This is a genomic window from Methylosinus sp. R-45379 (assembly GCF_001644125.1).
Lineage (GTDB): Bacteria > Pseudomonadota > Alphaproteobacteria > Rhizobiales > Beijerinckiaceae > Methylosinus.
Map to the genome: position 1 here is coordinate 132,805 of NZ_LUUM01000113.1, position 23,112 is coordinate 155,916.

16 protein-coding genes are annotated in these 23,112 nt (G+C 64.8%); 8 read left to right on the forward strand and 8 right to left on the reverse strand.

All coding sequences use genetic code 11. From position 1 onward, the window contains the following. Positions 1-31 precede the first annotated feature (31 nt). Positions 32-1,201, reverse strand: coding sequence for an isovaleryl-CoA dehydrogenase (locus A1351_RS06325; RefSeq protein WP_024881370.1), 1,170 nt, complete (start codon positions 1,199-1,201; stop codon positions 32-34). A 91-nt stretch (positions 1,202-1,292) separates the two neighbouring features. Continuing rightward, positions 1,293-4,358, reverse strand: a complete 3,066-nt coding sequence (gene putA / locus A1351_RS06330) for a bifunctional proline dehydrogenase/L-glutamate gamma-semialdehyde dehydrogenase PutA (RefSeq protein ID WP_064032547.1) — start codon at positions 4,356-4,358, stop codon at positions 1,293-1,295. 247 nt (positions 4,359-4,605) lie between these two features. Here putA and otsB point away from each other — a divergent pair, with 247 nt between their 5' ends. Genes otsB through otsA form a run of 3 tightly spaced genes read left to right on the forward strand, consistent with a single transcriptional unit; the run spans position 4,606 to position 8,551 of the window. Beyond that, the gene (otsB, locus tag A1351_RS06335) at positions 4,606-5,355 is read left to right on the forward strand and encodes a trehalose-phosphatase (protein WP_024881368.1); all 750 of its coding nucleotides are present in this window, start codon (positions 4,606-4,608) and stop codon (positions 5,353-5,355) included. Next, positions 5,352-7,166, forward strand: coding sequence for a glycoside hydrolase family 15 protein (locus tag A1351_RS06340; RefSeq protein ID WP_024881367.1), 1,815 nt, complete (start codon positions 5,352-5,354; stop codon positions 7,164-7,166). The genes otsB and A1351_RS06340 overlap by 4 nt, the downstream gene beginning before the upstream one ends. Next, on the forward strand, positions 7,163-8,551 hold the full coding sequence (gene otsA / locus A1351_RS06345) for an alpha,alpha-trehalose-phosphate synthase (UDP-forming) (protein WP_024881366.1): 1,389 nt from the start codon (positions 7,163-7,165) through the stop codon (positions 8,549-8,551). Before A1351_RS06340 ends, otsA begins: the two co-directional genes overlap by 4 nt. Before the next feature lie 114 nt (positions 8,552-8,665). Here the strand turns inward: otsA and A1351_RS06350 are convergent, their stop codons facing one another. The 5 genes from A1351_RS06350 to A1351_RS06370 all read right to left on the reverse strand — a co-directional run bounded on the left by A1351_RS06350 (position 8,666) and on the right by A1351_RS06370 (position 14,942). Then, positions 8,666-9,148 carry a DUF2867 domain-containing protein gene (locus A1351_RS06350; RefSeq protein ID WP_036291232.1) on the reverse strand — a complete coding sequence of 161 codons (483 nt, stop codon included), beginning with the start codon at positions 9,146-9,148 and terminating at the stop codon, positions 8,666-8,668. A gap of 7 nt (positions 9,149-9,155) precedes the next feature. Continuing rightward, the gene (gene typA / locus A1351_RS06355; RefSeq protein ID WP_024881364.1) at positions 9,156-10,976 is read right to left on the reverse strand and encodes a translational GTPase TypA; all 1,821 of its coding nucleotides are present in this window, start codon (positions 10,974-10,976) and stop codon (positions 9,156-9,158) included. Positions 10,977-11,167: 191 nt separating this feature from the next. Then, positions 11,168-12,088: an OmpA family protein gene (locus A1351_RS06360; RefSeq protein ID WP_026599570.1), complete on the reverse strand. Its 921-nt coding sequence runs from the start codon at positions 12,086-12,088 to the stop codon at positions 11,168-11,170. 112 nt (positions 12,089-12,200) lie between these two features. Continuing rightward, positions 12,201-13,538 carry a TAXI family TRAP transporter solute-binding subunit gene (locus A1351_RS06365; protein WP_245291589.1) on the reverse strand — a complete coding sequence of 446 codons (1,338 nt, stop codon included), beginning with the start codon at positions 13,536-13,538 and terminating at the stop codon, positions 12,201-12,203. 156 nt (positions 13,539-13,694) lie between these two features. Beyond that, positions 13,695-14,942 carry an argininosuccinate synthase gene (locus A1351_RS06370; protein ID WP_024881361.1) on the reverse strand — a complete coding sequence of 416 codons (1,248 nt, stop codon included), beginning with the start codon at positions 14,940-14,942 and terminating at the stop codon, positions 13,695-13,697. Between the two features lie 91 nt (positions 14,943-15,033). Between A1351_RS06370 and A1351_RS06375 the strand changes: the two genes are divergently transcribed. The 5 genes from A1351_RS06375 (at position 15,034) to A1351_RS06395 (ending at position 21,497) form a co-directional block, all read left to right on the forward strand. Next, complete coding sequence (locus A1351_RS06375; RefSeq protein ID WP_245267415.1) at positions 15,034-15,522, forward strand: Fur family transcriptional regulator; 489 nt, start codon at positions 15,034-15,036, stop codon at positions 15,520-15,522. Between the two features lie 380 nt (positions 15,523-15,902). Next, complete coding sequence (locus A1351_RS06380) at positions 15,903-17,846, forward strand: PrkA family serine protein kinase (protein WP_024881359.1); 1,944 nt, start codon at positions 15,903-15,905, stop codon at positions 17,844-17,846. Positions 17,847-17,883: 37 nt separating this feature from the next. Then, positions 17,884-19,191, forward strand: coding sequence for a YeaH/YhbH family protein (locus A1351_RS06385; protein ID WP_064032518.1), 1,308 nt, complete (start codon positions 17,884-17,886; stop codon positions 19,189-19,191). Next, positions 19,191-20,714 carry a SpoVR family protein gene (locus A1351_RS06390; RefSeq protein ID WP_024881357.1) on the forward strand — a complete coding sequence of 508 codons (1,524 nt, stop codon included), beginning with the start codon at positions 19,191-19,193 and terminating at the stop codon, positions 20,712-20,714. Before A1351_RS06385 ends, A1351_RS06390 begins: the two co-directional genes overlap by 1 nt. 162 nt (positions 20,715-20,876) lie before the next feature. After that, entirely contained in the window at positions 20,877-21,497 is a 621-nt protein-coding gene (locus A1351_RS06395) for a TetR/AcrR family transcriptional regulator (protein WP_024881356.1), read from the forward strand. Here the strand turns inward: A1351_RS06395 and A1351_RS06400 are convergent. Beyond that, complete coding sequence (locus A1351_RS06400; RefSeq protein ID WP_083967174.1) at positions 21,494-23,059, reverse strand: ClC family H(+)/Cl(-) exchange transporter; 1,566 nt, start codon at positions 23,057-23,059, stop codon at positions 21,494-21,496. The two genes, A1351_RS06395 and A1351_RS06400, sit on opposite strands and share 4 nt — an antisense overlap. Positions 23,060-23,112: the final 53 nt, after the last annotated feature.

The following is a 23,112-nucleotide window of genomic DNA, read 5'->3' on the forward strand; positions in this document are numbered from 1 at the left end:
ATTCTTTCGTCGCGGCAGCTCGCCGCGACCGTCACGCAGTTTCGCTGTAAAGCTCACGGCCGATCAGCATGCGACGAATCTCGCTGGTGCCGGCGCCGATCTCATAGAGCTTGGCGTCGCGTAGCAGCCGGCCGGTCGGATAATCATTGATATAGCCATTGCCGCCGAGGCATTGGATGGCTTCGAGCGCCATGCGCGTCGCGCTTTCCGCTGCGAAGAGAATGGCGCCTGCGGCGTCCTTGCGCGTCGTGCGGCCGCGGTCACAGGCGCGCGCGACGGCATAGACATAGGCGCGCGCCGCATTTTGCGCCGTATACATATCGGCGAGCTTGGCCTGCATGATTTGGAACTCGCCGATCGGCTGGCCGAACTGCTTGCGATCGTGGACATAGGGCACGACGATATCCATGCAGGCGCGCATGATTCCGATGGGGCCGCCGGCAAGAACGGCGCGCTCGTAATCGAGCCCGCTCATCAGCACATTTACGCCCCGCTCCGGCAGGCCGAGCACATTCTCCTCGGGAACCTCGCAATCGCTGAACAGCAATTCGCAGGTGTTGGAGCCGCGCATGCCGAGCTTGTCGAGCTTTTGTGCCGGCGTGAAGCCTTTGAAGCCCTTTTCTATGATAAAAGCGGTAATGCCATGCGCGCCGGCGGCGGGTTCGGTCTTGCCATAGACGATGACGATATCGGCGTTGGGTCCATTCGTCACCCACATCTTATCGCCATTCAGCACATAGCGGTCGCCGCGCTTTTCCGCGCGCATCGACATATTGACCACATCGGAGCCGGCGTCCGGCTCGGACATGGCGAGGGCGCCGATGTGCTCGCCGGAAACGAGCTTGGGCAAATAGCGCCGCTTCTGCTCGCATGTGCCGTTGCGGCGCAGCTGATTGACGCAGAGATTGGAATGCGCGCCATAGGAGAGGCCGACGGAAGCGGAGGCGCGGCTCAGCTCCTCCATAATGACGACATGCTCGAGATAGCCGAGCCCGACGCCGCCATATTCCTCCTCGACGGTGACGCCGAGCAGGCCGAGCGCGCCCATCTTGAGCCAGAGATCGGGAGGGAAGTCATTCTCGCGATCGATCGTCGCGGCGCGCGGCGCGATCTCTCGCGCGGCGAAAGATTCGACCTGGTCACGCAACATGTCGGCGGTTTCGCCGAGCGCGAAATCGAGCGAAGGAATCCAGTGACGCATCGGTCCCGAGCCTCCCGGACGCGATAGAAGCGTATATTTGGCGGGCGCGCGGCGTTTCAAGACCGAGAACGCGGGCGGAGCCTCTTTTGCGTCACTCCTTCATCGCCAACAGCCGCGCGTCGCCGCCGAAGGAGGCGGTGTTGATCGTCACCGTCTCCTCACGCAGGAAGCGGCGCAGATAGTCGGGGCCGCCGGCCTTCGGCCCGGTGCCGCTCATGCGCGATCCGCCGAAAGGCTGGCTGCCGACGACCGCTGCGATCATGTTGCGATTGACATAGAGATTGCCGGCGGGCGTCGCCTCCGCGAACATGCGCATGCGCGCCTCTATGCGCGTGTGCAGACCCATTGTGAGGCCGAATCCATTCGCGGAAATTTCATCGATGAGAGTCGACAGATCCTTTTCATCCTCTGCGCGCCAAGTCGCAATATGGAGGACGGGGCCGAAAATCTCCTCGCGCAGATCGCCGGCGCGATCGAGCTTTACGATATGCGGCGCGACGAAGCTGCCGCTCTGCGGCGCCTCGCCGGCGTAGAGCACGCGCCCTTGCGCGCGGCGCTGCACCAGATAGTCGCAAAGCCGCGCTTGCGCCGCGCTATCGATGACGGGGCCGATGTGTGTGGAAGGATCGCGCGGGTCGCCGATGCGCAGCTCCTTTGTTGCGCCGATCAGCATGGCGAGCGCGTCCTCGGCGATATCCGCCTGCAGGCAGAGGAGGCGCAGAGCCGAGCATCGCTGGCCTGCGGAACGAAACGCCGAGGCGAGCACGTCGTCGACCACTTGCTCGAGCAGAGCTGTCGAATCGACGATCATCGCGTTGACGCCGCCGGTCTCGGCAATGAGCGGAACGATCGGCCCATTCGACGCCGCGAGCGTTCGGTTGATGGAATGCGCGGCTTCGCTCGAGCCGGTGAAGACGACACCGGCGACATGCTCATCCGCCACGAGCGCTGCGCCGAGTGCGCCGTCGCCCGGCATATAATGAAGAGCGTCGCGCGGGACGCCCGCTTCATGCAGAAGCGCGACGGCCTCGCGCGCGACGAGCGGCGTCTGCTCCGCGGGCTTGGCGATGGCGCTATTGCCCGCCGCGAGCGCAGCGGCGACTTGGCCGAGAAAAATCGCCAATGGAAAATTCCATGGCGAGATGCAGACGAAATTGCCGCGCCCACGCCGGCGCAGGCGATTGTCTTCGCCGGTCGGACCGGGAAGATTCTCTTCCGCGCAGAGCCGCCGGGCCTGTTCCGCATAATAGCGGCTGAGATCGGCGGCCTCACGTATTTCCGCGAGCGCATCGTCGAGCGTTTTGCCGCCCTCTCGTTGCAGCAATGCGATGAGAGGGCCGCTGTGCGCCTCGACGAGATCGGCGGCGCGCTCGAGAATGGCGGCGCGCGCTTCTACAGGCGTCGCCTCCCATGCGGGAAAGGCGCGTGAAGCTATCGCCATTGCGGCGCGCGCCGTTTCGACATCGGCTTCGACGACGGAGCCGATGAGCGAAGAATCGGTAGGTGAACGTAATTCGTGCGGGGCGAGGCCGGTGCGCCCCGATGATGGCGCAGCGGTCAGAATGGCGGGCGCCGCGTCTCTCTCGGCGAGCAATGCAGCGAGCGCGTCACGGTCGCCGAATTCGACGCCTTTGGAATTCGCGCGCAGGGGCCGATAGAGATCGGCCGGGAGCGGCAAGCGCGAATGGCGCGCGCGCGAGGCGTCGGCGATGATCGCGCCGGGGGAGGCGAGCAATTCGCTCTCCGGCGTTGCGGAGTCGGCGGCGCGCGCGATGAAGGATGAATTGGCGCCATTCTCGATGAGGCGCCGGACGAGATAGGCGAGGAGATCGCGGTGCGGGCCGACCGGCGCGTAGACGCGGCAGCTAGAGTTCCTCTGCTCTTCGAGCAACGCGCCGAACAGTTCTTCGCCCATTCCATGCAGACGTTGGAACTCATATTGCGCGGGATCGCCCGCGCGCTCCACGATCGTCGCCACTGTGGCGGCGTTATGTGTCGCGAATTGCGGGAATATGCGCGGCGCGGCGAGCAGACGATCAGCGCAGGCGATGTAATTCAAATCCGTCATCGCCTTGCGCGTGAAGACAGGATAGTCGGCGAGGCCGCGCTCCTGCGCGCGCTTGATTTCCGTATCCCAATAGGCGCCTTTGACGAGGCGGACCATGAAGCGCCGATCATGCGCTTGCGCGAGCGCCTCTATATGGTCGATCACCGCGGCGGCGCGCTTCTGATAGGCTTGAATCGCGAGGCCGAATCCGTCCCAGTCGGCGAGCGACGAATCGGCGACGACGGCGTCTATGACGTCGAGCGACAGTTCGAGACGATCCGCCTCTTCGGCGTCGATGGTGAAGACGAGATCGTGACTGCGGGCGAGGCGCGCGAGCTCTAGCAGCCGCGGCGCCAGCTCGCGCAGCACGCGCGCGCGCGACAAGGGTTCGAAGCGCGGATGCAGCGCGGAGAGCTTGACGGAGACGCCCGGCCGCTGTGGAAGCGTGCGCGCGCCGGCCTTTGCGCCTATGGCGTCGATCGCCGCCGCATAGGCTGCAAAATAGCGCTCGGCGTCCGCGACGCTGCGCGCGCCTTCGCCGAGCATGTCGAAAGAATAGCGCCAGCGCTCATCGGCGGACGCACGCGCGAGCGCCTCGTCGATCGTCTGGCCGAGCACGAAATGACCGCCCATCAGCTTCATCGCCTGCCGCGCGGCGCCGCGCAGCGCGGGCATGCCGAGACGCCGCGCCGCTTGCGCGACGAGTCCGCGCGGAGTCTCTTCTGTGGCGAAAATCTTGGTCGACAATCCGAGCGCGAAGGCGGCGGCTTGCACGAGCAGCGCATCGGAAGCTGGCGCATGGCGATCGAAGGCGCCGGCGGCGAGCTTGTCGGCTATGAGAAGATCGAGAGTGGAATCGTCGGGCACGCGAAGCAGCGATTCGGCGAGCGCCATGAGCGCGAGCCCTTCGCGCGTCGATAGCGAATATTCCTGCAGCAGCTTTTCTACATTGCCCATGCCTTTCGGCGCGCGCATGGCGGCGAGCAGGCGCCGCGCGAGCGGCTCGACGCGGGCGCCCCGCTCGGCGTCGCCTGGCTGCGACAAGAGTTTCGCCGCGATCTCTTCATCGGCGGGAAACCAAGGCGCATGAAACGGCTCGACAGGCGGCATATCATTCGTCCCGAACGATGGCGCGCCACCGGCGAAGCTCGCGGAGAAGAGACGCGAGCTCTGCTGTCGTGATGGTCGCACATCGTCATTGAAAAGGTGGAAGTCGTCCATAGTTGTTTCACAAGCGAAGGCGGGAACACGCCGTTCGCGAGAGGGCGAGCCGGCGCGAACGTCGCCGTTCCTACCATTCGACATGAGCACGAGAGGTCGCTGCGGCAAGATGCGGCCAGAGGGAGACGCTCGAATAATGTTGCCCAATGTCGACGATATCGGTCGTTTCGCGCTGTTTCTCGATCTCGACGGCACAGTCGCGGAAATCGCCGAGCGGCCGGAAGCTGTGCGGGTCGAGGCGGCCACGATCGCGCTGCTCGATGCGTTGCGGCGCACGGCGGGCGACGCACTCGCTGTCGTCTCGGGCCGCGACATCGCCGTCATTGACGCGCTTCTCAGCCCGCTGCGGCTGCCGGTCGCCGGCGTGCATGGATTGCAGCGTCGTGACGCCGCCGGCCGTATGCATGGCGCCGCTGAAGCCGGCGGCGATCTCGACTCTGTCATACGTACGATCACGCAAGGCCTCGATGGCGAGGAGGGCGTTGTCGTGGAGCGCAAGACGGGCGCGGTCGCGCTGCATTATCGCCTTCGGCCGGAGCTCGAGGAGAAATGCCGCGGCGTCGCCGAGCGCGCGACGCGCGAGCGTCCCGATCTCGAGATTCTGCCGGGAAAGAAGGTTTTCGAGATTCGCCTGCAGGGGGCCGACAAGGGAGACGTCATCGAGGCCTTTTTGAAGGAGGAGCCGTTTCGCGGGCGCATGCCGATTTTCGCGGGCGACGATGTGACCGATGAGGTCGCCTTCGGCGCCGTCAACGCGCTCGGCGGCCTCTCCATCAAAGTGGGGAGAAGCGCCACTCTGGCGCGCTATAGAGCGGCCGATCTGCGCGAGTTGCATCGCTGGCTCGCCGATCTCGCGCGCATGTCGCAAGCGGAGCGCGCGAGATGAGCGACGCGCAGCAGAACGAACGCAAGATCAGCGATCTCGAGCTTGGCGTCGTCGGAAATTGCTCCTTCGCCGCGCTGATCGATCGCGACGCCAGCGTGGTGTGGTGCTGTCTGCCGCGTTTCGACGGCGATCCCGTGTTCCACAGCCTGCTCGGCTCGCCGCCGGACATGGAGGATGGCGGCTTTTTCGCGATCGATCTCGAGGATCGCGTTCACAGCGAGCAGGATTATTGCGGCAACACGGCGGTGCTCGAGACTGTGCTGCATGGCAAGCAGGGCTCGGTGCGCGTCACTGATTTTGCGCCGCGCTTCTTCTGGCGCGATCGTCTCTATCATCCCAACATGCTGATCCGTCGGCTGACGCCGGTATCCGGCACGCCGCGCATTCGCATTCGGCTGCGTCCGCGCTACGATTATGGCGCGGCTCTTCCCAGCCTCACCTTCGGCTCGCATCACATTCGTTATGTCGGCCCGCATTCGGTTCTGCGGCTCACCACCAATGCGCCGCTCGATTATGTGCGCGAGGAGACGCTGTTCAATCTGAGCAGCCCTGTCGATCTCGTGCTCGGTCCGGACGAGACATTGCACGAGGGCATTGCGCATACGGCGCGCAATTTCGAGGAGCGCACGCGCGACTATTGGCGCCGCTGGGTGCATCGGCTGGCGATTCCCTTCGAATGGCAGAGCGCGGTGCTGCGCGCCGCGATCACGCTGAAGCTCTGCACCTATGAAGGAACGGGCGCCATCGTCGCCGCGCTGACGACGAGCATTCCCGAGGCGCCGGGAACGCAGCGCAATTGGGATTATCGCTATTGCTGGGTGCGCGACGCTTATTTCGTCGTGCGGGCGCTCAATCGCATGGCGGCGATGCGCAAGATGGAGAATTACTTCGATTGGCTGATGAATGTCGTCGCCTCGGCGGCGGGCTCGCATATTCAGCCTGTCTATGGGCTCGGTCTCGAATCGGAGCTCACCGAGCGCATCATCCCCAATCTTCCGGGCTATCGCGGCATGGGGCCGGTGCGCGTCGGCAATCAGGCCTATCAGCATTTTCAGCATGATTCCTACGGCAATGTGATACTCGGCGTCGCGCAGGCCTTTCTCGATCGGCGCCTGTTGTCGCCGCCGACGCGCATGGATTTTCTGCGGCTCGAGGATATGGGCCGGCAGGCGCTCGCCTGCTACGACAAGCCCGACGCCGGCATGTGGGAGCTGCGCTCGCGCGCCCGCATCCATACGACGTCGAGCCTCATGTGCTGGGCGGCCGCGGATCGGCTCGCGCGCATCGCCGATTACATCGGCGAGCCGGAGCGCGCGCGCGATTGGCGCATCGAGGCGGAGCGCATCAAGCAGGTGATTCTCGAGCGTGCCTGGTCGCAGAAGCGCCAAGCCTTCGTCGAATCGTTCGACGGCGAGCATCTCGACGCCGGCGTGCTGCTGATGACGGAGGTCGGCTTCATCGATCCCAATGATCCGCGCATGGTCTCGACGCTCGAGCAGATCGAATCTGCGCTCGGCCGCGGCGCGCATATGATGCGCTATGAGGCGGCCGATGATTTCGGCGAGCCGACGACCGCCTTCACCACCTGCTCCTTCTGGCGCATCGACGCGCTCGCTCGCATGGGCCGGCGCGAGGAGGCGCGCGACTATTTCGAGGCGCTGCTCGCTCAGCGCAATCGGCTCGGCATCATGTCCGAGGACATAGACGTCAAAACCGGCGAAGCCTGGGGAAACTATCCGCAGACCTATTCCATGGTCGGTATCATCAACTGCGCCATGAGGCTGTCGCGTTCTTGGGAGAAAGCCATATGAAACGCCTGGTCGTCGTCTCCAATCGCGTCGCCGACCCCGGCTGCAGCCAGGCCGCCGGCGGGCTCGCAGTGTGCATTCTCGACGCTCTGCGCAAGCGCGGCGGCTTATGGTTCGGCTGGAATGGCGAGATCGTGGCCGATGACGCGGAGATCGACGTATCCCGCGTGAAATTCGACGAGCTGACGCTCGCCACCATGCCGCTCAGCGAGCGCGACTATCGCGATTATTATCTCGGCTTCGCCAATGCGGCGCTATGGCCGGTGCATCATTACAGGCTCGATCTCGCGCGCTTCACGCAAGAGGCGACCGACGGCTATCGCCGCGTCAATGATCGTTTCGCGGAAAAGCTTGCGCCCATGCTGAAGAGCAATGATCTCGTCTGGGTGCATGATTATCATTTCATTCCGCTCGGCGCGGCGTTGCGCGAGCGTGGCGTCTCCAATCGCATAGGCTTTTTCCTGCATATTCCGTTTCCGCCGCCGGATGTGCTCTGCGCCATGCCGGAGCACGAATGGCTGATGAAGGCGCTCGTCGAATATGATCTCGTGGGCTTTCAGACGAAGACCGATCAAGCCAATTTCTTGCGCTTCATGTGCGACTTCATGCAGGGCGAGATGCTGACGCCCGATCTCGTGCGCGTCGGCGGCAAGACGGTGACGGCGTCTGTCTTCCCTGTCGGCATAGACGTCGATTCTTTTGCCGCCATGGCCGAGAGCCCGAGCGCGGCGAAGCGCATCGAGCGCCTGCATCGCGCCGGCGAGCCGCGCATAAATGTCATTGGCGTCGATCGGCTGGATTACACCAAAGGCCTGCCGGATCGCTTGCGCTCCTTCAAGCGGCTGCTCGAAATCTATCCGCAGAATTGCAAGGCGGTGACGCTGATGCAGATCGCGCCGCCGACGCGCGAGGATGTGCAGGCCTATGCCGACATACGTCATGAGCTGGAGGCGCTGTCCGGCGAGATCAACGGGCAGTTCGGCGATTTCGATTGGACGCCGGTGCGCTATCTGCATCGCCGCGTCGACCGCGACACTTTGGCGGCGCTCTATCGCGGCTCACAAGTGGGGCTGGTGACGCCTCTGCGCGACGGCATGAATCTCGTCGCCAAGGAATATGTCGTCGCGCAGGACGCCGAGAACCCCGGCGTGCTGGTGCTGTCGCGCTTCGCCGGCGCGGCGGAGGAGCTGCAGGAAGCGCTGATCGTCAATCCGTATGACGCCGACGAGGTCGCGAATGCGATGCAGAGGGCGATCGTGATGCCGCTCGCCGAACGCCGACAGCGTCACGCGGCGCTGCTCGCGCGCGTGCGCAAGCATGATTCCTTCAATTGGATGGATGGATATTTGCGCGCGCTCAGCGCTTGCCGCATGCCGCTGGCGGCGTGAACACCCGGTCTGTCAGCCGCCGCTGGCGCGCGACGCCGGCGATGCAGAGAATAAGAGAATATTCGCGTGGGCGGGCCGCATAGCATCAGATATGCGTTCGGAATCCGCACGGCGTCAGGGAACGCGCGCCAGCATGGCTTTGACGATCACGCGATGAAAAGGCAGGATCGTGGCCAGATAGACGCGGCCGAGCAGATTGTGGGTAGCCACCAGCGTGGTCGCGACGACGCTGCATTCCACGCTCGTTTTGCGAAGCTCGACGATGACGCGGAAGTCGAGATGCTTGTCGTCGAGCCCTAGGACGATGCGATCGGCCGATTGCTCGAGGACCGGAAAAATCCCCACGCGATCGCGCGCCTCGGAAGTGTCGGTCACGAGGCCAAAGGGCGCGACGAGGATATTGCGGAGCGTCATCAGAGCGCCGATCCACGCCGGTCGATCCGACACCATTCGGAGCGCCGCCGTGCGCGCGTCCGGCGCGGCCGAGAGGCCGATCGACACGCTATAAGCGTCGATGAAATCGGAGCCGGGAAGCACGCCGGCCGCATCGTCCGACGGCGCAATCTCGATGATCTCGATTTCGCGGCCGCCGAACATTGCGTTTTTACGCCACCGCGGCCGATTTGCCGCGCGCGCGCTTGCGCTCATTGGGGTCGAGATAGGTCTTGCGCAGGCGGATCGACTTCGGCGTCACCTCGACCAGCTCGTCGTCCTCGATATAGGCCAGCGCCTTCTCCAGCGTCATCTTGATCGGCGGGGTGAGGCGCACGGCCTCGTCCTTGCCCGCGGCGCGGATGTTGGTGAGCTGCTTGCCCTTGAGGACGTTGATCTCGAGGTCGTTGTCGCGCGTATGCTCGCCGACGATCATGCCGCGATAGACCTTCCAGCCCGGCTCGATCATCATCGGACCGCGATCCTCGAGCTTCCACATGGCGTAGGCGACGGCCTCGCCCTGCTCATTGGAGATCAGCACGCCATTGCGACGGCCGACGATCTCGCCCTTGTGGTGCGAATAGGAGTGGAACAGGCGGTTCATGATCGCCGTGCCGCGCGTGTCGGTCAGCAATTCGCCCTGATAGCCGATGAGGCCGCGCGTCGGCGCATGGAACACGAGACGCAGGCGATTGCCGCCCGAGGGGCGCATCTCGATCATCTCGGCCTTGCGCTCGGACATTTTCTGCACGACGACGCCGGAATGCTCCTCGTCGACGTCGATCACGACCTCCTCGATCGGCTCCAAAATCTCGCCGTCCTCGTCCTTCTGGAACACGACCTTCGGACGCGAGACGCCGATCTCGAAACCCTCGCGGCGCATGGTCTCGATCAGAATGGAGAGCTGCAATTCGCCGCGGCCGGAGACGATGAAGCTCTCGCCGCCGGGCGAATCTTCGACGCGCAGCGCGACATTGCCCTCGGCTTCCTTGAACAGGCGGGCGCGGATCATGCGGCTCGTGACCTTGTCGCCCTCCGTTCCCGCCAGCGGCGAGTCGTTGACGAGGAAGGTCATGGAGAGCGTCGGCGGATCGATCGGCTGCGCCTGCAATGGCTCGTTCACCTCGAGCGCGCAGAGCGTGTCGGCGACGTTATATTTCTCGAGGCCGGCGATGGCGACGATGTCGCCCGCCTCCGCCTCGTCGATCGGCTGGCGCTCGATGCCGCGGAAGGCGAGAATCTTGGAGACGCGGCCTTGCTCGACGACCTTGCCGGTGCGGTCGAGCACCTTCACCGCCTGATTGGGCTTCACGCTGCCGGCGAAGACGCGGCCGGTGACGATGCGGCCGAGATAGGGGTTCGCCTCGAGCAGCGTGCCGAGCATGCGGAAGCCGCCCTCTTCGATCTTGGGCTCCGGCACATGCTTGATGACGAGATCGAACAGCGGCCCCATGCCGTCCTGAGGACCGGTCGGCTCCTCCGCCATCCAGCCCTGCTTGGCGGAGCCGTAGATGATCGGGAAGTCGAGCTGCTCGTCGGTGGCGTCCAGCGCGGCGAAGAGGTCGAACACCTCATTGACGACCTCGCTGATGCGGGCGTCCGGCTTGTCGACCTTGTTGATCGCGACGATCGGGCGAAGGCCGATCTTCAGCGCCTTGCCGACGACGAATTTGGTCTGCGGCATCGGCCCTTCGGCCGCGTCCACCAGCACGATGGCGCCGTCCACCATGGAGAGGATGCGCTCCACCTCGCCGCCGAAATCGGCGTGGCCGGGGGTGTCGACGATATTGATGCGCGTGTCCTTCCAGGCGATGGAGGTCGCCTTGGCCATGATGGTGATGCCACGCTCTTTCTCGAGATCGTTGCTGTCCATCACCCGCTCGGCGACCCGTTGATTCTCGCGGAAGGCGCCCGATTGCCGGAGCAGCTGGTCGACGAGCGTCGTCTTGCCGTGGTCGACGTGGGCGATGATGGCGATGTTACGCAGCTTCATGGGGTAGGGCCGATCGGTTCGCGGGCGAAGCGCGGCCCGGCGCACCTTTCGGGGCGCGAGGCGGACCGCGGCTTTTTGCAGTGCGGCATCTCATACAGGAGCGCGGCGCGAATGGGAAGCGTGGCGGCAAGGGTCGTCGGACTCTCGCTGCAGGCCGGCCCCGCCCGAGGCTGGAGGAGGGAGCCGCCTCATCAGGGGCCGGAGAAGCGTTCCGGCGGCGTCGCCCGGATGAAATCCCCGATAGACGAGGACATTCCGACGCCATAGGTCACGCCCGTCTCGATCCGCTCATAGACATTGTCGATCCCTCTCGGGGTCTCGATGGTGATCCAATTGACGGAATGGCTGCCGGCGCCCGCGGTGGTGAAACGGGACCAGCGGCCGAACTGCCACACCGCCATCGGCTTTTCGGTGGTGAAATCATTCCACGGGCCATGGGTGGTGACGGACCCCGAGGGTAGGGACGGAAGCCCGACGCCGAGGCCGAGGCCGACATAGACGTACATGCAGGCGATGTTGTTGGTCGTGTCCCAGACGGTGAAAACGGCGAAATCGACCAATGGGCCGCCGCCGAGCTTGAGCCGCGCGAATTTGGCAAGCCGGGAGGCATGGGCGGCGGAGATCGCGGTCACCATGGCGATCCGGAATTTCTGGCTGAGCTTGGGTCGCGGCGGGACTTTTTTCGGCGGCCTCGGATCGGTTTTGAGCTTGGGCATGATCCAGAGTCGCACGGCGCGGTCGCGATCGTCGTCCAGCGCGTGAGCCTGGGCCTCTTCCTCGCCGACGGCGTTGGGCTCGATCTGGCTCGCATCGACGCCGTGATCGAGGAGATAGGCCTGGACTGTCCCCACCCGGACCATGGAGGTCTCCATGTTCCAGCCGTTCGTCCCGATGCGGCTCGCCGAGCCGGTCATCCAGACGAATCCTTGATTATGCTCGAGAAGCGGCACGACGCGCTCGGCCAGAAATTTCTGGTGCTCCGTCTTCAGCGGACGAAACTTGCGCTTGTCGAAGTCGTCGAAGTCGAAATTATAGAGCAGGGCCTTCAACATGCCGGCGCCGCTGAAATTCTGGTCGATTTCGACCTTGCCAGGACCCGTGGGTCGAAACATCGCGCGCTCCATTCGATCGTGAAAAAAGATTTGCGCGGGAAAAGCTCCGCGCCACGGTCGAATTATGCGTGCGTCGCCCGGCCAGACTGTGCGCTGGCGCACAGTCGCCACCCTATTCTGCGATGCGGATATTTTTGAGCGGCGTCACCGTGGCCGCGCCCTTCGCCTCGCAGAGCGTGCGGCGGCGGTCCTGGATCGCGAGCCGCGCCTGGTCCAGCGCCAGCGAGACCACATGCAGCGCGGTTCCGTCCATATTGCGCAGGCGCAGATCCGCGACGGAGCTGACCAGCGCCTGGTCGAGCTCGCGCTCATAGCTGTCGAGCTCGGCGACATCCTGGGCGGCGCGGGCGGCGGGCAGAATCTCGAGCAGGCGCTCGATCAGCTGCTCGGAGCGCTGATGCGTTTTCGTCCGCATGCGGCTGGCGAGCGCCGCCGCGGCGGAGCCCAAGAGCGAGGCGAGCATCGCGCCGAGATAGAAGAAGTCGCTGTATTTGTCGAAAAATCCGTGCTCGTTGCCGTCGATGAAGTCGATCGTGCCCTGATGCGCCGGGACCGCCGCATCCTTGTCGGTGGAGGGGGCCTCGATATTATTGGCGAGCGGCGCGAGCGCGGCGATGGTCGATCTATGGGTCAGGAACTGGCGCGTCGCCTCGCCGGCGACGGTCGCCGGAATCGACGCGCGCCCGACGAGGAGGACGGCGACGCTGGTGGTCTCCAGCGCCTTGTCCGGGCGGGGCGGGTCGCCGCCGAAAGCGCCATGGACGATCTCGGTCGATTCGAGCGTCGGATAGCGCTTGGCGATGGCCTGGGCTTCCGACACGGGGAGAAAGACCGGCGGCTTGCCGGCCCCGGCGACGATTTGGTGGATGATCTCGCTCGCCGGGCCGATCTGCGGAACGGCGACCAGAAAGACGGCGTCCACCTTGCGCGCCCGCAGCGCCGCCTCGACCTCCCCCGGCTGTAGCGTGACTGTCGTAAAGCCTTGCTCGGGAATGTCATATTGAGCCAGGATTGTCCCGAGCAGCCGGACATTGCCATGCCCGCCGACGATCTCCTGGACGACGCCGATTCTCTTGCCGCGCAGATCGGCGACGCGCTTGATCTTGGAGCCGCCCGGCGCGACCAGCACCGCGGCGTTGCGATGCAGGACGACGATGGCCTGCGCCGAGGGCGGCAGCGCGTCGCTGCGCGCCACTGCGAGATCGGCCGAGCCATGCTCGAGCGCGGCCGCTGCGGCGGCGGAATCGACGACCGGCACGACCTTCAGCCGCACCGGCTCGTGCTGATGCGAGAAGGCCTGCGCCGCCGCTGTGAGCAGGCGGTAGTCCTGCGCACCCTGGGCGACAGCGACCCGCAGCTCGGTCGGGCGGTTATACAGATACAGCGCAGTCGCCGCCCCGCCGACGAGGGCGAGGCAGACGATCAGCGCCACGAGAATGGTTCGCAGCATGGGATCAGCCTCGGGTGCGAAGCCGAACTTCCTCATATAGTGCGACCGTTTCTCGATTTATCGAAGGCGAAGTCGTGGAGGCGGGAGCGTTTCCGGTCCAGAGCGTTTCCGGTCCATGTCTGATCGGAAACGCTCCCTTCCGGCGGAAGCCAGGGGCTAGGGCTTTTCCTTCGCGCCGCGGGCGCTCCGCTTGGCCAAGGTGCGCAGGCGCAGCGCGTTGAGCTTGATGAAGCCCTCGGCGTCGCGATGGTCATAGGCCACCGCGCCCTCCTCGAAGGTGACGAGCTCCTTGTCGTAGAGCGAATAGGGGCTCTCGCGGCCGACGACATGGACAGAGCCCTTGTAGAGCTTCAGCCGCACGCGGCCGGTGACGAGCTCCTGGCTCTTGTCGATCAAGGCCTGCAGCATCTCGCGCTCCGGCGCGAACCAGAAGCCATTGTAGATCAGCTCGGCGTATTTCGGCATGATCTCGTCTTTCAGATGCGCCGCGCCGCGGTCCAGCGTCACGCTCTCTATGCCGCGATGGGCGATCAGCAGAATAGCGCCGCCGGGAGTCTCGTACATGCCGCGCGACTTGATGCCGACGAAGCGGTTCTCGACGAGGTCGAGCCGGCCTATGCCATGGGCGCGACCGAGCTCGTTGAGCTTGGTCAGCAGCGCCGCCGGAGAGAGCGTCACGCCATCGACGGCGACGGCGTCGCCCTTCTCGAAATCGACGGTGACATATTGCGGGAGGTCCGGGGCCTTCTCCGGATCGATGGTGCGGGAATAGACATAATCCGGCACTTCCTCCGCCGGATCCTCGAGCACCTTGCCCTCGGATGAGGTGTGCAGAAGATTGGCGTCGACCGAGAAGGGCGCGTCGCCGCGCTTGTCCTTGGCGATCGGAATCTGGTTCTTTTCCGCGAAATCGATGAGCGCGGTGCGGGAGGTCAAATCCCACTCGCGCCAGGGGGCGATGACGGTGATGTCCGGCTCCAGCGCGTAATAGCCGAGCTCGAAGCGGACCTGGTCGTTGCCCTTGCCGGTGGCGCCATGGCAGACGGCGTCGGCGCCGAGCTTGCGGGCGATCTCGATCTGCTTCTTGGCGATGAGCGGGCGGGCGATCGAGGTTCCGAGCAGATAGAGCCCCTCATATTGGGCGTTGGCGCGGAACATGGGGAAGACGAAGTCGCGGACGAACTCCTCGCGCAGATCCTCGATGAATATGTGCTCGGGCTTGACGCCCAGCAGCTCGGCCTTGGCGCGGGCGGGCTCCAATTCCTCGCCCTGGCCGAGATCGGCGGTGAAGGTCACCACCTCGCAGCCATAGGTCGTCTGCAGCCATTTGAGGATGATCGAGGTGTCGAGGCCGCCGGAATAGGCGAGAACGACGCGTTTGATGTCTTTCTTGGAGCGGGTCATTCGAGGTTCTTCTTTCGGCGCCGCCTCGCGCGGGCGCGCATCGCGCCGCGACTATAGAGGCGCGCCGCGCTCGCGCAAGCCGGAGCGCGCCGTGAGCGGGCGCTCTCGTCATCGCGGCCGCGGCGCGCTACAATGGCGCATGACCACCAAGCGAGCGGCGCCGGGGACGACGGCGCGGGGCCTCACGCCGGCGCGGCGCGCCGCGCTGGATATTCTCACCAAGGCGAACCGGCCGGTCGGCGCCTATGAGATGATCGATCTTCTCGCCGGCGAGAGCGGCAAGCGCCCGGCTCCGATCTCGGTCTATCGGGCGCTCGGCTATCTGCTGGACCAGGGACTCGCGCATCGGCTGGCCTCCCGCAACGCTTTCGTCGTCTGCGGCCATGCGCATGAGGCCGGCGAGCCGGTGATCTTTCTGATCTGCGACGAATGCGGCGAGGTGAGCGAGGCGACGAGCCCGGAGCTGACGCGCGGCCTCGCCGGCCTCACTGCGGCGGCCGGCTTCCAGCCGCGCACGCGCGTCGTCGAGATCGCGGGCCTGTGCGGGCGCTGCGCCACGGCGGAGGGAAAAGCGAGCTGAGCTCCTCCTGCTCGAGAACTTTACCATCGGGAAAAGGATTGGTGTCGACGAGACCGCCGATCTTCGCCAATATCTGCGATCGCGCCCCAGTTGATATCGACGGCCCGCGTGGAGCGATATCGGCGCGCGAGTGATGCGGACGCTCTCGGCGACGAGGGAATCGCAACTGTTACGTCTACCCTGAGCAGACTTCGATGCTCATATGACAGGAGACAAGCTTTCCGCTGCGACCGGCACAAACCTTGCCTCGAATGCCCTGAACTCGGTCTATGGCCAGTCGACAGGGGTGGGGCGGTCGACAGCGAAGACGAGAGGGCGGCCGATCGATTTCGAGCCGTCTCGGGAATCGTGAGCCATAACGCTCCAGCGACAGGTGCCCCATGACGAACTCCGACGTTTTTGCGGATTTTGCGAGGTCCTACAGAGGCAGACGGGCGGTCGAGATGACGCTCTCCGAATACCTCGATCTATGCCGCGAGAATCCGAAGACTTATGCGACCGCAGCGGAGCGCATTCTCGACGCGATCGGCGAGCCGGAGCTGATCGACACATCGCGCGACCCGAGGCTCGGCCGCATCTTCATGAACCGCACCATCCGCGTCTATCCGGCCTTCGCCGAATTCTTCGGCATGGAGGAGACGATCGAGCGGATCGTCAGCTTCTTCCGCCATGCGGCGCAGGGGCTCGAGGAGCGCAAGCAGATCCTCTATCTGCTCGGCCCCGTCGGCGGCGGCAAATCCTCGCTCGCCGAGCGCCTGAAGGCGCTGATGGAGATCGATCCCATCTATGTGCTCAAGGCCGGCGAGGAGCTCTCGCCCGTCTTCGAGAGCCCGCTCGGCCTCTTCGATCCGGCGACGGCGGGCGACATGCTCGAGCAGAGCTACGGCATTCCGCGCCGGCGCCTCAATGGGCTGATGAGCCCCTGGTGCCTCAAGCGTCTCGACGAATATGGCGGCGACATCACCCAATTCAGCGTGGTGAAGATCACGCCCTCGCGTCTGCGCCAGATCGGCATAGCCAAGACCGAGCCGGGCGACGAGAATAATCAGGACATCTCCTCGCTCGTCGGCAAGGTGGACATTCGCAAGCTCGAGAATCTCGCGCAGGCGGACCCCGACGCCTACAGCTATTCCGGCGGCCTCAATCGCGCCAATCAGGGCCTGCTCGAATTCGTCGAGATGTTCAAGGCCCCGATCAAGATGCTGCATCCTCTGCTGACGGCGACGCAGGAGGGAAATTACATCGGCACCGAGAATATTGGCGCAATTCCCTTCTCCGGCATCGTCATGGCCCATTCCAACGAGGCGGAATGGCAGAGCTTCAAGAACAACCGCAACAATGAGGCCTTCATCGATCGCATCTATGTGATCAAAGTGCCTTATTGCCTGCGGGTGACGGAAGAGCAGCATATCTACGAGAAGCTGCTGCGCGGCTCTGAGCTCGCCGAGGCGAGCTGCGCCCCGAGCACGCTGGAGATGCTCGCCCGCTTCATCGTGCTCTCGCGCCTGAAGCCGCATGAGAACTCCAATCTCTTCTCCAAGATGCGCGTCTATGACGGCGAGAGCCTGCGCGAGGTGGACCCGCGGGCGCGCAGCATGCTCGAGTATAAGGACGCCGCCGGCGTCGATGAGGGCATGGACGGCTGCTCGACGCGCTTCGCCTTCAAGGTGCTGGCGGCGACCTTCAACCATGACACGGTCGAGGTCGCGGCCGATCCCGTGCATCTCATGTATGTGCTGGAGCAGTCGCTGCGCCGCGAGCAGATGCCGCCGGAAATCGAGAAGCGCTATCTCGAGTTCATCAAGGCCGAGCTCGCGCCGCGCTACGCAGAATTCATCGGCCATGAGATTCAGAAGGCCTATCTAGAGTCCTATCAGGATTACGGACAGAATCTCTTCGACCGTTATATCGACTATGCCGACGCCTGGATCGAGGATCAGGATTTCAAGGACCCGGACACGGGACAGCTGCTGGACCGCGACCTTTTGAACCAGGAGCTGACCAAGATCGAGAAGCCCGCGGGCATCGCCAATCCCAAGGACTTCCGCAATGAGGTGGTGAAGTTCGCGCTGCGCTGGCGCGCGGCGAACGAGGGGCGCAATCCCTCCTGGGCGAGCTATGAGAAGATCCGCGACGTTATCGAGCGGCGCATGTTCTCCCAGGTGGAAGAGCTGCTGCCGATCATTTCATTCGGATCGAAAAAAGACACGCAGACAGAAAAAAAACATGCAGAATTCGTAAGCCGCATGATGGCCCGCGGCTACACGGAGCGCCAGGTGCGCCGTCTGGTCGAGTGGTACATGCGCGTAAAACAAGCCGGTTGACCGAAAGGCGGCCGGCGAAGAAACGGGTGATGAAACGATGCACATCGTCGATCGTCGGTTGAACCCCGGAAGCAAGAGCTTCGCGAACCGCCAGCGCTTTCTCCGCCGCGCCAAGGATATGGTGGAGAAGGCGGTTCGCGAGGCGAGCAAGGACCGCGCGATCGGCGATCTCGAGAGCCCCGGAGAGATTTCCATTCCCTCCGAGGGCACGCGCGAGCCCACATTCCGCCACACGCAGGGCTCGCGGCGCGATCTCGTGCTGCCCGGCAATAAGGATTATGTCGAGGGCGATCTCATCGAGCGCCCGCGCGGCGACGGCGAGGGCGAAGGCGGCGGCGGTCAGGTCGGCCGCGGCGACGGGCAGGAGGACGCCTTTCGCTTCATCCTCTCGCGTGACGAGTTTTTGAGCATCTTCCTCGATGATCTCGAGCTGCCCGATCTCGCCAAAAGGCGCGTCGCGCAAACAGAGAAGGAAGGGCTGCGCCGCGCCGGCTACACCACCACTGGCACGCCGGCCAATCTCGCGCTGCACCGCACGCTGCAAACGTCGCTCTCGCGCCGCATCGCGCTGAAGCGTCCCAAGCAATCGGCGATCGACGATCTCGAGAGCCGCCTCGTGGAGGCGCAGAGCCGCGACGACGCCGACTCCGAGCGCCTCGCCGCCGAGCTCGAGACGCTGCGCAACAAGCGGTCGCGCATCTCCTATCTCGATCCGATCGATCTGCGCTATCGCCGCTTCGAGCGTTTTCCGAAGCCCGTGACGCAGGCGGTGATGTTCTGCCTCATGGACGTCTCCGGCTCCATGACCGAGCATATGAAGGATCTCGCCAAGCGCTTCTTCATGCTGCTGCATGTGTTTTTGACGCGGCGCTACAAGCGCGTGGAGATCGTCTTCATCCGCCATACGGATCGCGCCGGCGAGGTGGACGAGGACACATTCTTCCGCTCCGCCGAGACCGGCGGCACCATGGTCTCCTCCGCTCTGCAGGAGATGCTGAAGGTCATTCGCGAGCGCTATGATCCGGGCGTGTGGAATATTTACGCCGCGCAGGCCTCGGACGGCGACAATCTCTCCAGCGACAATCCGCAGACGCGCGACCTGCTGCAGAACCAAATTCTGCCGCTGTGCCAATATTTCGCCTATGTGGAAGTGAGCGGGCCGAATACCGAGACGCATGGCTATGTGCCGCATCACGGGCAGAGCTCGCTATGGCTCACCTATGCCGCGCTGCAAAAGGAAAGCGAGAAGTTCCAGATGCGTCGCGTCTCCCGGCGCGAGCATATCTATTCCGTGTTCCGGCAATTGTTCCAACGGCGCGCGGCCAAGACGGCGGAGGTCGGCTGATGCGCGGCGAGCTGCTCTATGAAGGCAAGGATTGGGATTTCGGCACGATCCAGCGCATCCACGACGCGGTCGCGGACATTGCGCATAAGGAGCTCGGGCTCGACACATTCGCCAATCAGATCGAGATCATCACCGCCGAGCAGATGCTCGACGCCTACGCCTCGACCGGCATGCCGCTCTTCTACAAGCATTGGTCGTTCGGCAAGCGCTTCGCCCAGCACGAGGGCATTTATCGCATGGGGCTGCAGGGCCTCGCCTATGAGATCGTCATCAACGCCGATCCCTGCATCAGCTACATAATGGAGGAGAATTCCGCCACTATGCAGACGCTGGTGATCGCGCACGCCGCCTTTGGCCACAATCATTTCTTCAAGCATAATTACCAGTTCCGGCAATGGACCGATCCAGAAGGCATTCTGGATTATCTCTCCTTCGCCAAGGCCTATATCGCCAATTGCGAGGAGCGCTACGGCCATGCGGAGGTGGAGCGCCTGCTCGACGCCGCCCATGCGCTGATGCCGCAAGGCATAGACCGCTATCCGCGCAAGCGTCCGCTCAATCTCCATATGGAGGAGAAGCGCGAGCAGGATCGCAAGGAGGAGCGCGAGCGCGTCTATGACGATCTGTGGCGCACTGTGCCCGGCCGCGCGCGCGGCGCAATGCAATTGGCCGGCGACAAGCGCCGCGCCCTGCTCGGCCTGCCGCAAGAGAACATCCTCTATTTTCTCGAGAAGGCCGCGCCGCGTCTAAAACCCTGGCAGCGCGAGGTGCTGCGCATCGTGCGTCTGATCGCGCAATATTTCTATCCGCAGCAGCAGACCAAGGTGATGAACGAGGGCTGCGCCACCTATTGCCATTATCGTCTGCTGGGCCGCCTGCACGAGACGGGGCAGATCGGCGACGGCAGCTTCCTCGAGTTCCTCACCTCGCACACCAACGCCACGCGGCAGCCTTTCTACGACAGCCCGTCCTATAATGGCATCAACCCTTATGCGCTCGGCTTCGACATGATGCGCGACATAGAACGCATCGTGCGCGAGCCGACCGAGGAGGACCGCTATTGGTTCCCCGAGATCGCCGGAACCGGCGACGAGATGGAGGTGCTGCGCCATGTCTGGGCGAATTATCGCGACGACAGCTTCATCGCGCAGTTCATGAGCCCGCGGCTCATCCGCAATTGGCGCCTGTTCCATGTCGTCGATGATCGCGAGCAGCCGAATCTCGAGGTGTCGGCGATCCATAATGAGCGCGGCTATCGCGATCTGCGCCGCAGCCTCTCCGCGCAATATGACGTGGGGGGCTATGCGCCGGACATTCAGATCGTCGATGTCGATCTCGCCGGCAATCGCAAGCTCGTGCTGCATCATCGCGTGCGCGACGGCAAGATGCTGGAGCTGACCAACGCCGCAATGGTGCTCGGCCATCTCGCCAATCTGTGGGGCTATGAGGTGCTGCTGCAGGAGATCGACGCCGGCACGGAGCAGGTGCTGAAAGAGCATATGGTGCGGCCGGAGGCGGGGTGAGGGGATTCGGGCTCTACAATCTCCCTCATGCTGAGGAGCGGCCGATAGGCCGCGTCTCGAAGCACGCGGCCTCTTATGGTTCCGCAGCGGCGAGCCCACTTCCCTTCGACGTCCATCTGTGCGACGGCTGCGCGAACGCTTCGCCTCACGCATGCCGCACGAATGACCATCAAGCGCAAATATCACCATGGCGCCCTCAAGGAGGCGCTGGTCGAGGCTGCGCTCGAGCTGCTGGCGGAAGGCGGGCCGGCCAATCTCAGCCTCGGCGAGGCGGCCAAGCGCGTCGGCGTCACGGCGGCCGCGCCCTATCGCCATTTCGCCAGCCGCGAGGATCTGCTGAACGAGGTCGCCCGGCGCGGCTTTCTCTCCTTCGGCGCGGCGCTGGAAAAAGCCTGGGACGAAGGGCGGCCGGAGGCGGCGACCGCCATGTGGCGCATGTGCGCGGCCTATCTCGCCTTCGCGCGTGAGGAGCCCGGCCTCTATGCCGCAATGTTCGGCTCGGCGGCGACGCTGGCGAGCGAGCCCTCAGCCGACGCCGCCGATCATGCGCTGGATATTCTGTGGCGCTCTGTGGTGGCTTTTCTCCAACAGCGCAGCGTCCCTGCGCAGGGCGCGCGCAAGCTGGCGTTGCAGCTCTGGGCGCTCGCCCATGGCGTCGCCATGCTGACCATCTCCGGCCATCTCGACGCCGCCAAGGGGCTCGATCCCGTCCCCGTGCTCGACTCCGCCGCGCGCAATCTCATGGAATCCGCCGTCCGCCGCGTGGAAACCCCTTCCGTTTAAGTCTCCGCCCGCCGGGCGAGACGGGCGGAGCGATCCTTCAACGCGTCGTAGATGGGCTCGTTGCGGCAGACGGCGGCGATGGCCATGGCCGAGAAGCAGGCCGCCAGCATGGGCAGCAGCAGCTGGGAATTATCGGTCATCTCGGTAATGAGGATCATGCCTGTGAGCGGCGCGCGCACCACGGCGGCGAAAAACGAGGCCATGCCGATGAGCGCGAATTTCATTCCCGTGGTCGGCCCATCCTCGCCCGGGATCATGAGGCCGAAAAAGAGCCCGATTTCGGCCCCGAGCGCCAGCAGCGGCGCGAACAATCCGCCCGGCGTTCCCGCCGCATAGGAGACGACGCCGAGCGCGAAACGCAGCGCGAAGACCAGCGGCAGGGCGTCGAGCGCATAGGCGCCGTCCAGAGTTTTTTGCGTGAGATTATCGCCGCCGCCGACGAGATCGGGCGCGAGAAAGCCGATGGCGCCGACGCCGGCGCCGACCAGAGCGGCCTTCGCCTCCGCCGGCCAGGGCGAGCGATCGGCTATGTCCAGCGCGCGGAGAATGGCGCGATTATAGGCGAGGCTGGCGAGCCCCGTCGCGGCGCCGAGCGCGAGGCCGAGCGGAACATCGAGCGGCCCAACGGGATAATGCGTCGCGACGCGCAATTCCGGCTCCGGCCCGAGCAGAAGGCGCACGACCGATATGGCGCCGACCGAAGCGCCGAGCGCTATGGTCGCATGGCGCATGTCGAAGCGGCGCAGCAATTCCTCGAGCACGAAGGCCGCGCCGGCGAGCGGCGCATTGAAGGCGGCGGCGAGCCCGGCTCCGGCGCCCGCGGCCAGCAGCGATTGCTGATCACGCCAATCATAGCGCAAATAGCGGCCGAACTGATGCGCGAGCGTCGCGCCCATCTGCACCGACGGCCCTTCGCGGCCGAGCGCGAGGCCGGCGCCCATCGCCAGCATGCCGCCGATGAATTTCACCGGCAGCAGCAGCGGCGGGGAGGGCGGCTCGTCGCCGTCGATCACCGATTCGACATGCGGAATGCCGCTTCCCACCGCCGCCGGGACGAAACGGCGCACGAGATAGGCCGCGAGCCCGGTGGCGAGCGCCGCGCCGACGACCATGATCGCGAGGCCGAGCAGCGGACGCTCCGCGAACCATTCGGGAATGGCCATGCGCATGCGCCCGGCGGCGTCGAGGATGAGGCGGAAGCTTCCGCAGAGCGCGCCAACGGCCACCCCGGCCAGCAGCGAGACGGCGCCGAGCGAAAAAAGGCCGCGCAGCTCGGACGGCGGTGAGGGCGTCTCCACGGCCGGGGCGGCGTCGGCTATATGGGATTCGACCACCACATCGCTCGTCTCGCCGAGCAGAAGCAGGCGCTCCGTCCCCGCGGCGGCGACCAGCGCCAGGCGGCGCGAGCGGCCGAGCGCCAGCGCGACCGAGGCGGCGCGCGCGCGGCCCTTGCGCCTGCGGCGGCCGAAGGCGAGGCGGAACAGAAAAGGCAGCGCCGCGGCGCCGATGAGCGTCGCCAGAGCGAGGAGAGCGCTTGCGTCCTCGTCGGAAAAACCGGTCATGGAAACGATTCGCGAGAGAGGCCGCGCGCAGGATAGCGCGCCGCAGCGCGGGA

What these genes read in the sequence shown, in the direction of transcription:
- otsB (WP_024881368.1), top strand. Translation starts at nt 4,606, where the DNA reads ATGTTGCCCAATGTCGACGATATCGGTCGTTTCGCGCTGTTTCTCGAT.
- A1351_RS06350 (WP_036291232.1), bottom strand. Translation starts at nt 9,148, where the DNA reads ATGTTCGGCGGCCGCGAAATCGAGATCATCGAGATTGCGCCGTCGGAC.
- A1351_RS06380 (WP_024881359.1), top strand. Translation starts at nt 15,903, where the DNA reads ATGACGAACTCCGACGTTTTTGCGGATTTTGCGAGGTCCTACAGAGGC.
- A1351_RS06365 (WP_245291589.1), bottom strand. Translation starts at nt 13,538, where the DNA reads ATGCTGCGAACCATTCTCGTGGCGCTGATCGTCTGCCTCGCCCTCGTC.
- A1351_RS06370 (WP_024881361.1), bottom strand. Translation starts at nt 14,942, where the DNA reads ATGACCCGCTCCAAGAAAGACATCAAACGCGTCGTTCTCGCCTATTCC.
- A1351_RS06360 (WP_026599570.1), bottom strand. Translation starts at nt 12,088, where the DNA reads ATGTTTCGACCCACGGGTCCTGGCAAGGTCGAAATCGACCAGAATTTC.
- A1351_RS06325 (WP_024881370.1), bottom strand. Translation starts at nt 1,201, where the DNA reads ATGCGTCACTGGATTCCTTCGCTCGATTTCGCGCTCGGCGAAACCGCC.
- A1351_RS06395 (WP_024881356.1), top strand. Translation starts at nt 20,877, where the DNA reads ATGACCATCAAGCGCAAATATCACCATGGCGCCCTCAAGGAGGCGCTG.
- A1351_RS06390 (WP_024881357.1), top strand. Translation starts at nt 19,191, where the DNA reads ATGCGCGGCGAGCTGCTCTATGAAGGCAAGGATTGGGATTTCGGCACG.
- otsA (WP_024881366.1), top strand. Translation starts at nt 7,163, where the DNA reads ATGAAACGCCTGGTCGTCGTCTCCAATCGCGTCGCCGACCCCGGCTGC.
- A1351_RS06400 (WP_083967174.1), bottom strand. Translation starts at nt 23,059, where the DNA reads ATGACCGGTTTTTCCGACGAGGACGCAAGCGCTCTCCTCGCTCTGGCG.
- A1351_RS06385 (WP_064032518.1), top strand. Translation starts at nt 17,884, where the DNA reads ATGCACATCGTCGATCGTCGGTTGAACCCCGGAAGCAAGAGCTTCGCG.
- A1351_RS06340 (WP_024881367.1), top strand. Translation starts at nt 5,352, where the DNA reads ATGAGCGACGCGCAGCAGAACGAACGCAAGATCAGCGATCTCGAGCTT.
- typA (WP_024881364.1), bottom strand. Translation starts at nt 10,976, where the DNA reads ATGAAGCTGCGTAACATCGCCATCATCGCCCACGTCGACCACGGCAAG.
- putA (WP_064032547.1), bottom strand. Translation starts at nt 4,358, where the DNA reads ATGCCGCCTGTCGAGCCGTTTCATGCGCCTTGGTTTCCCGCCGATGAA.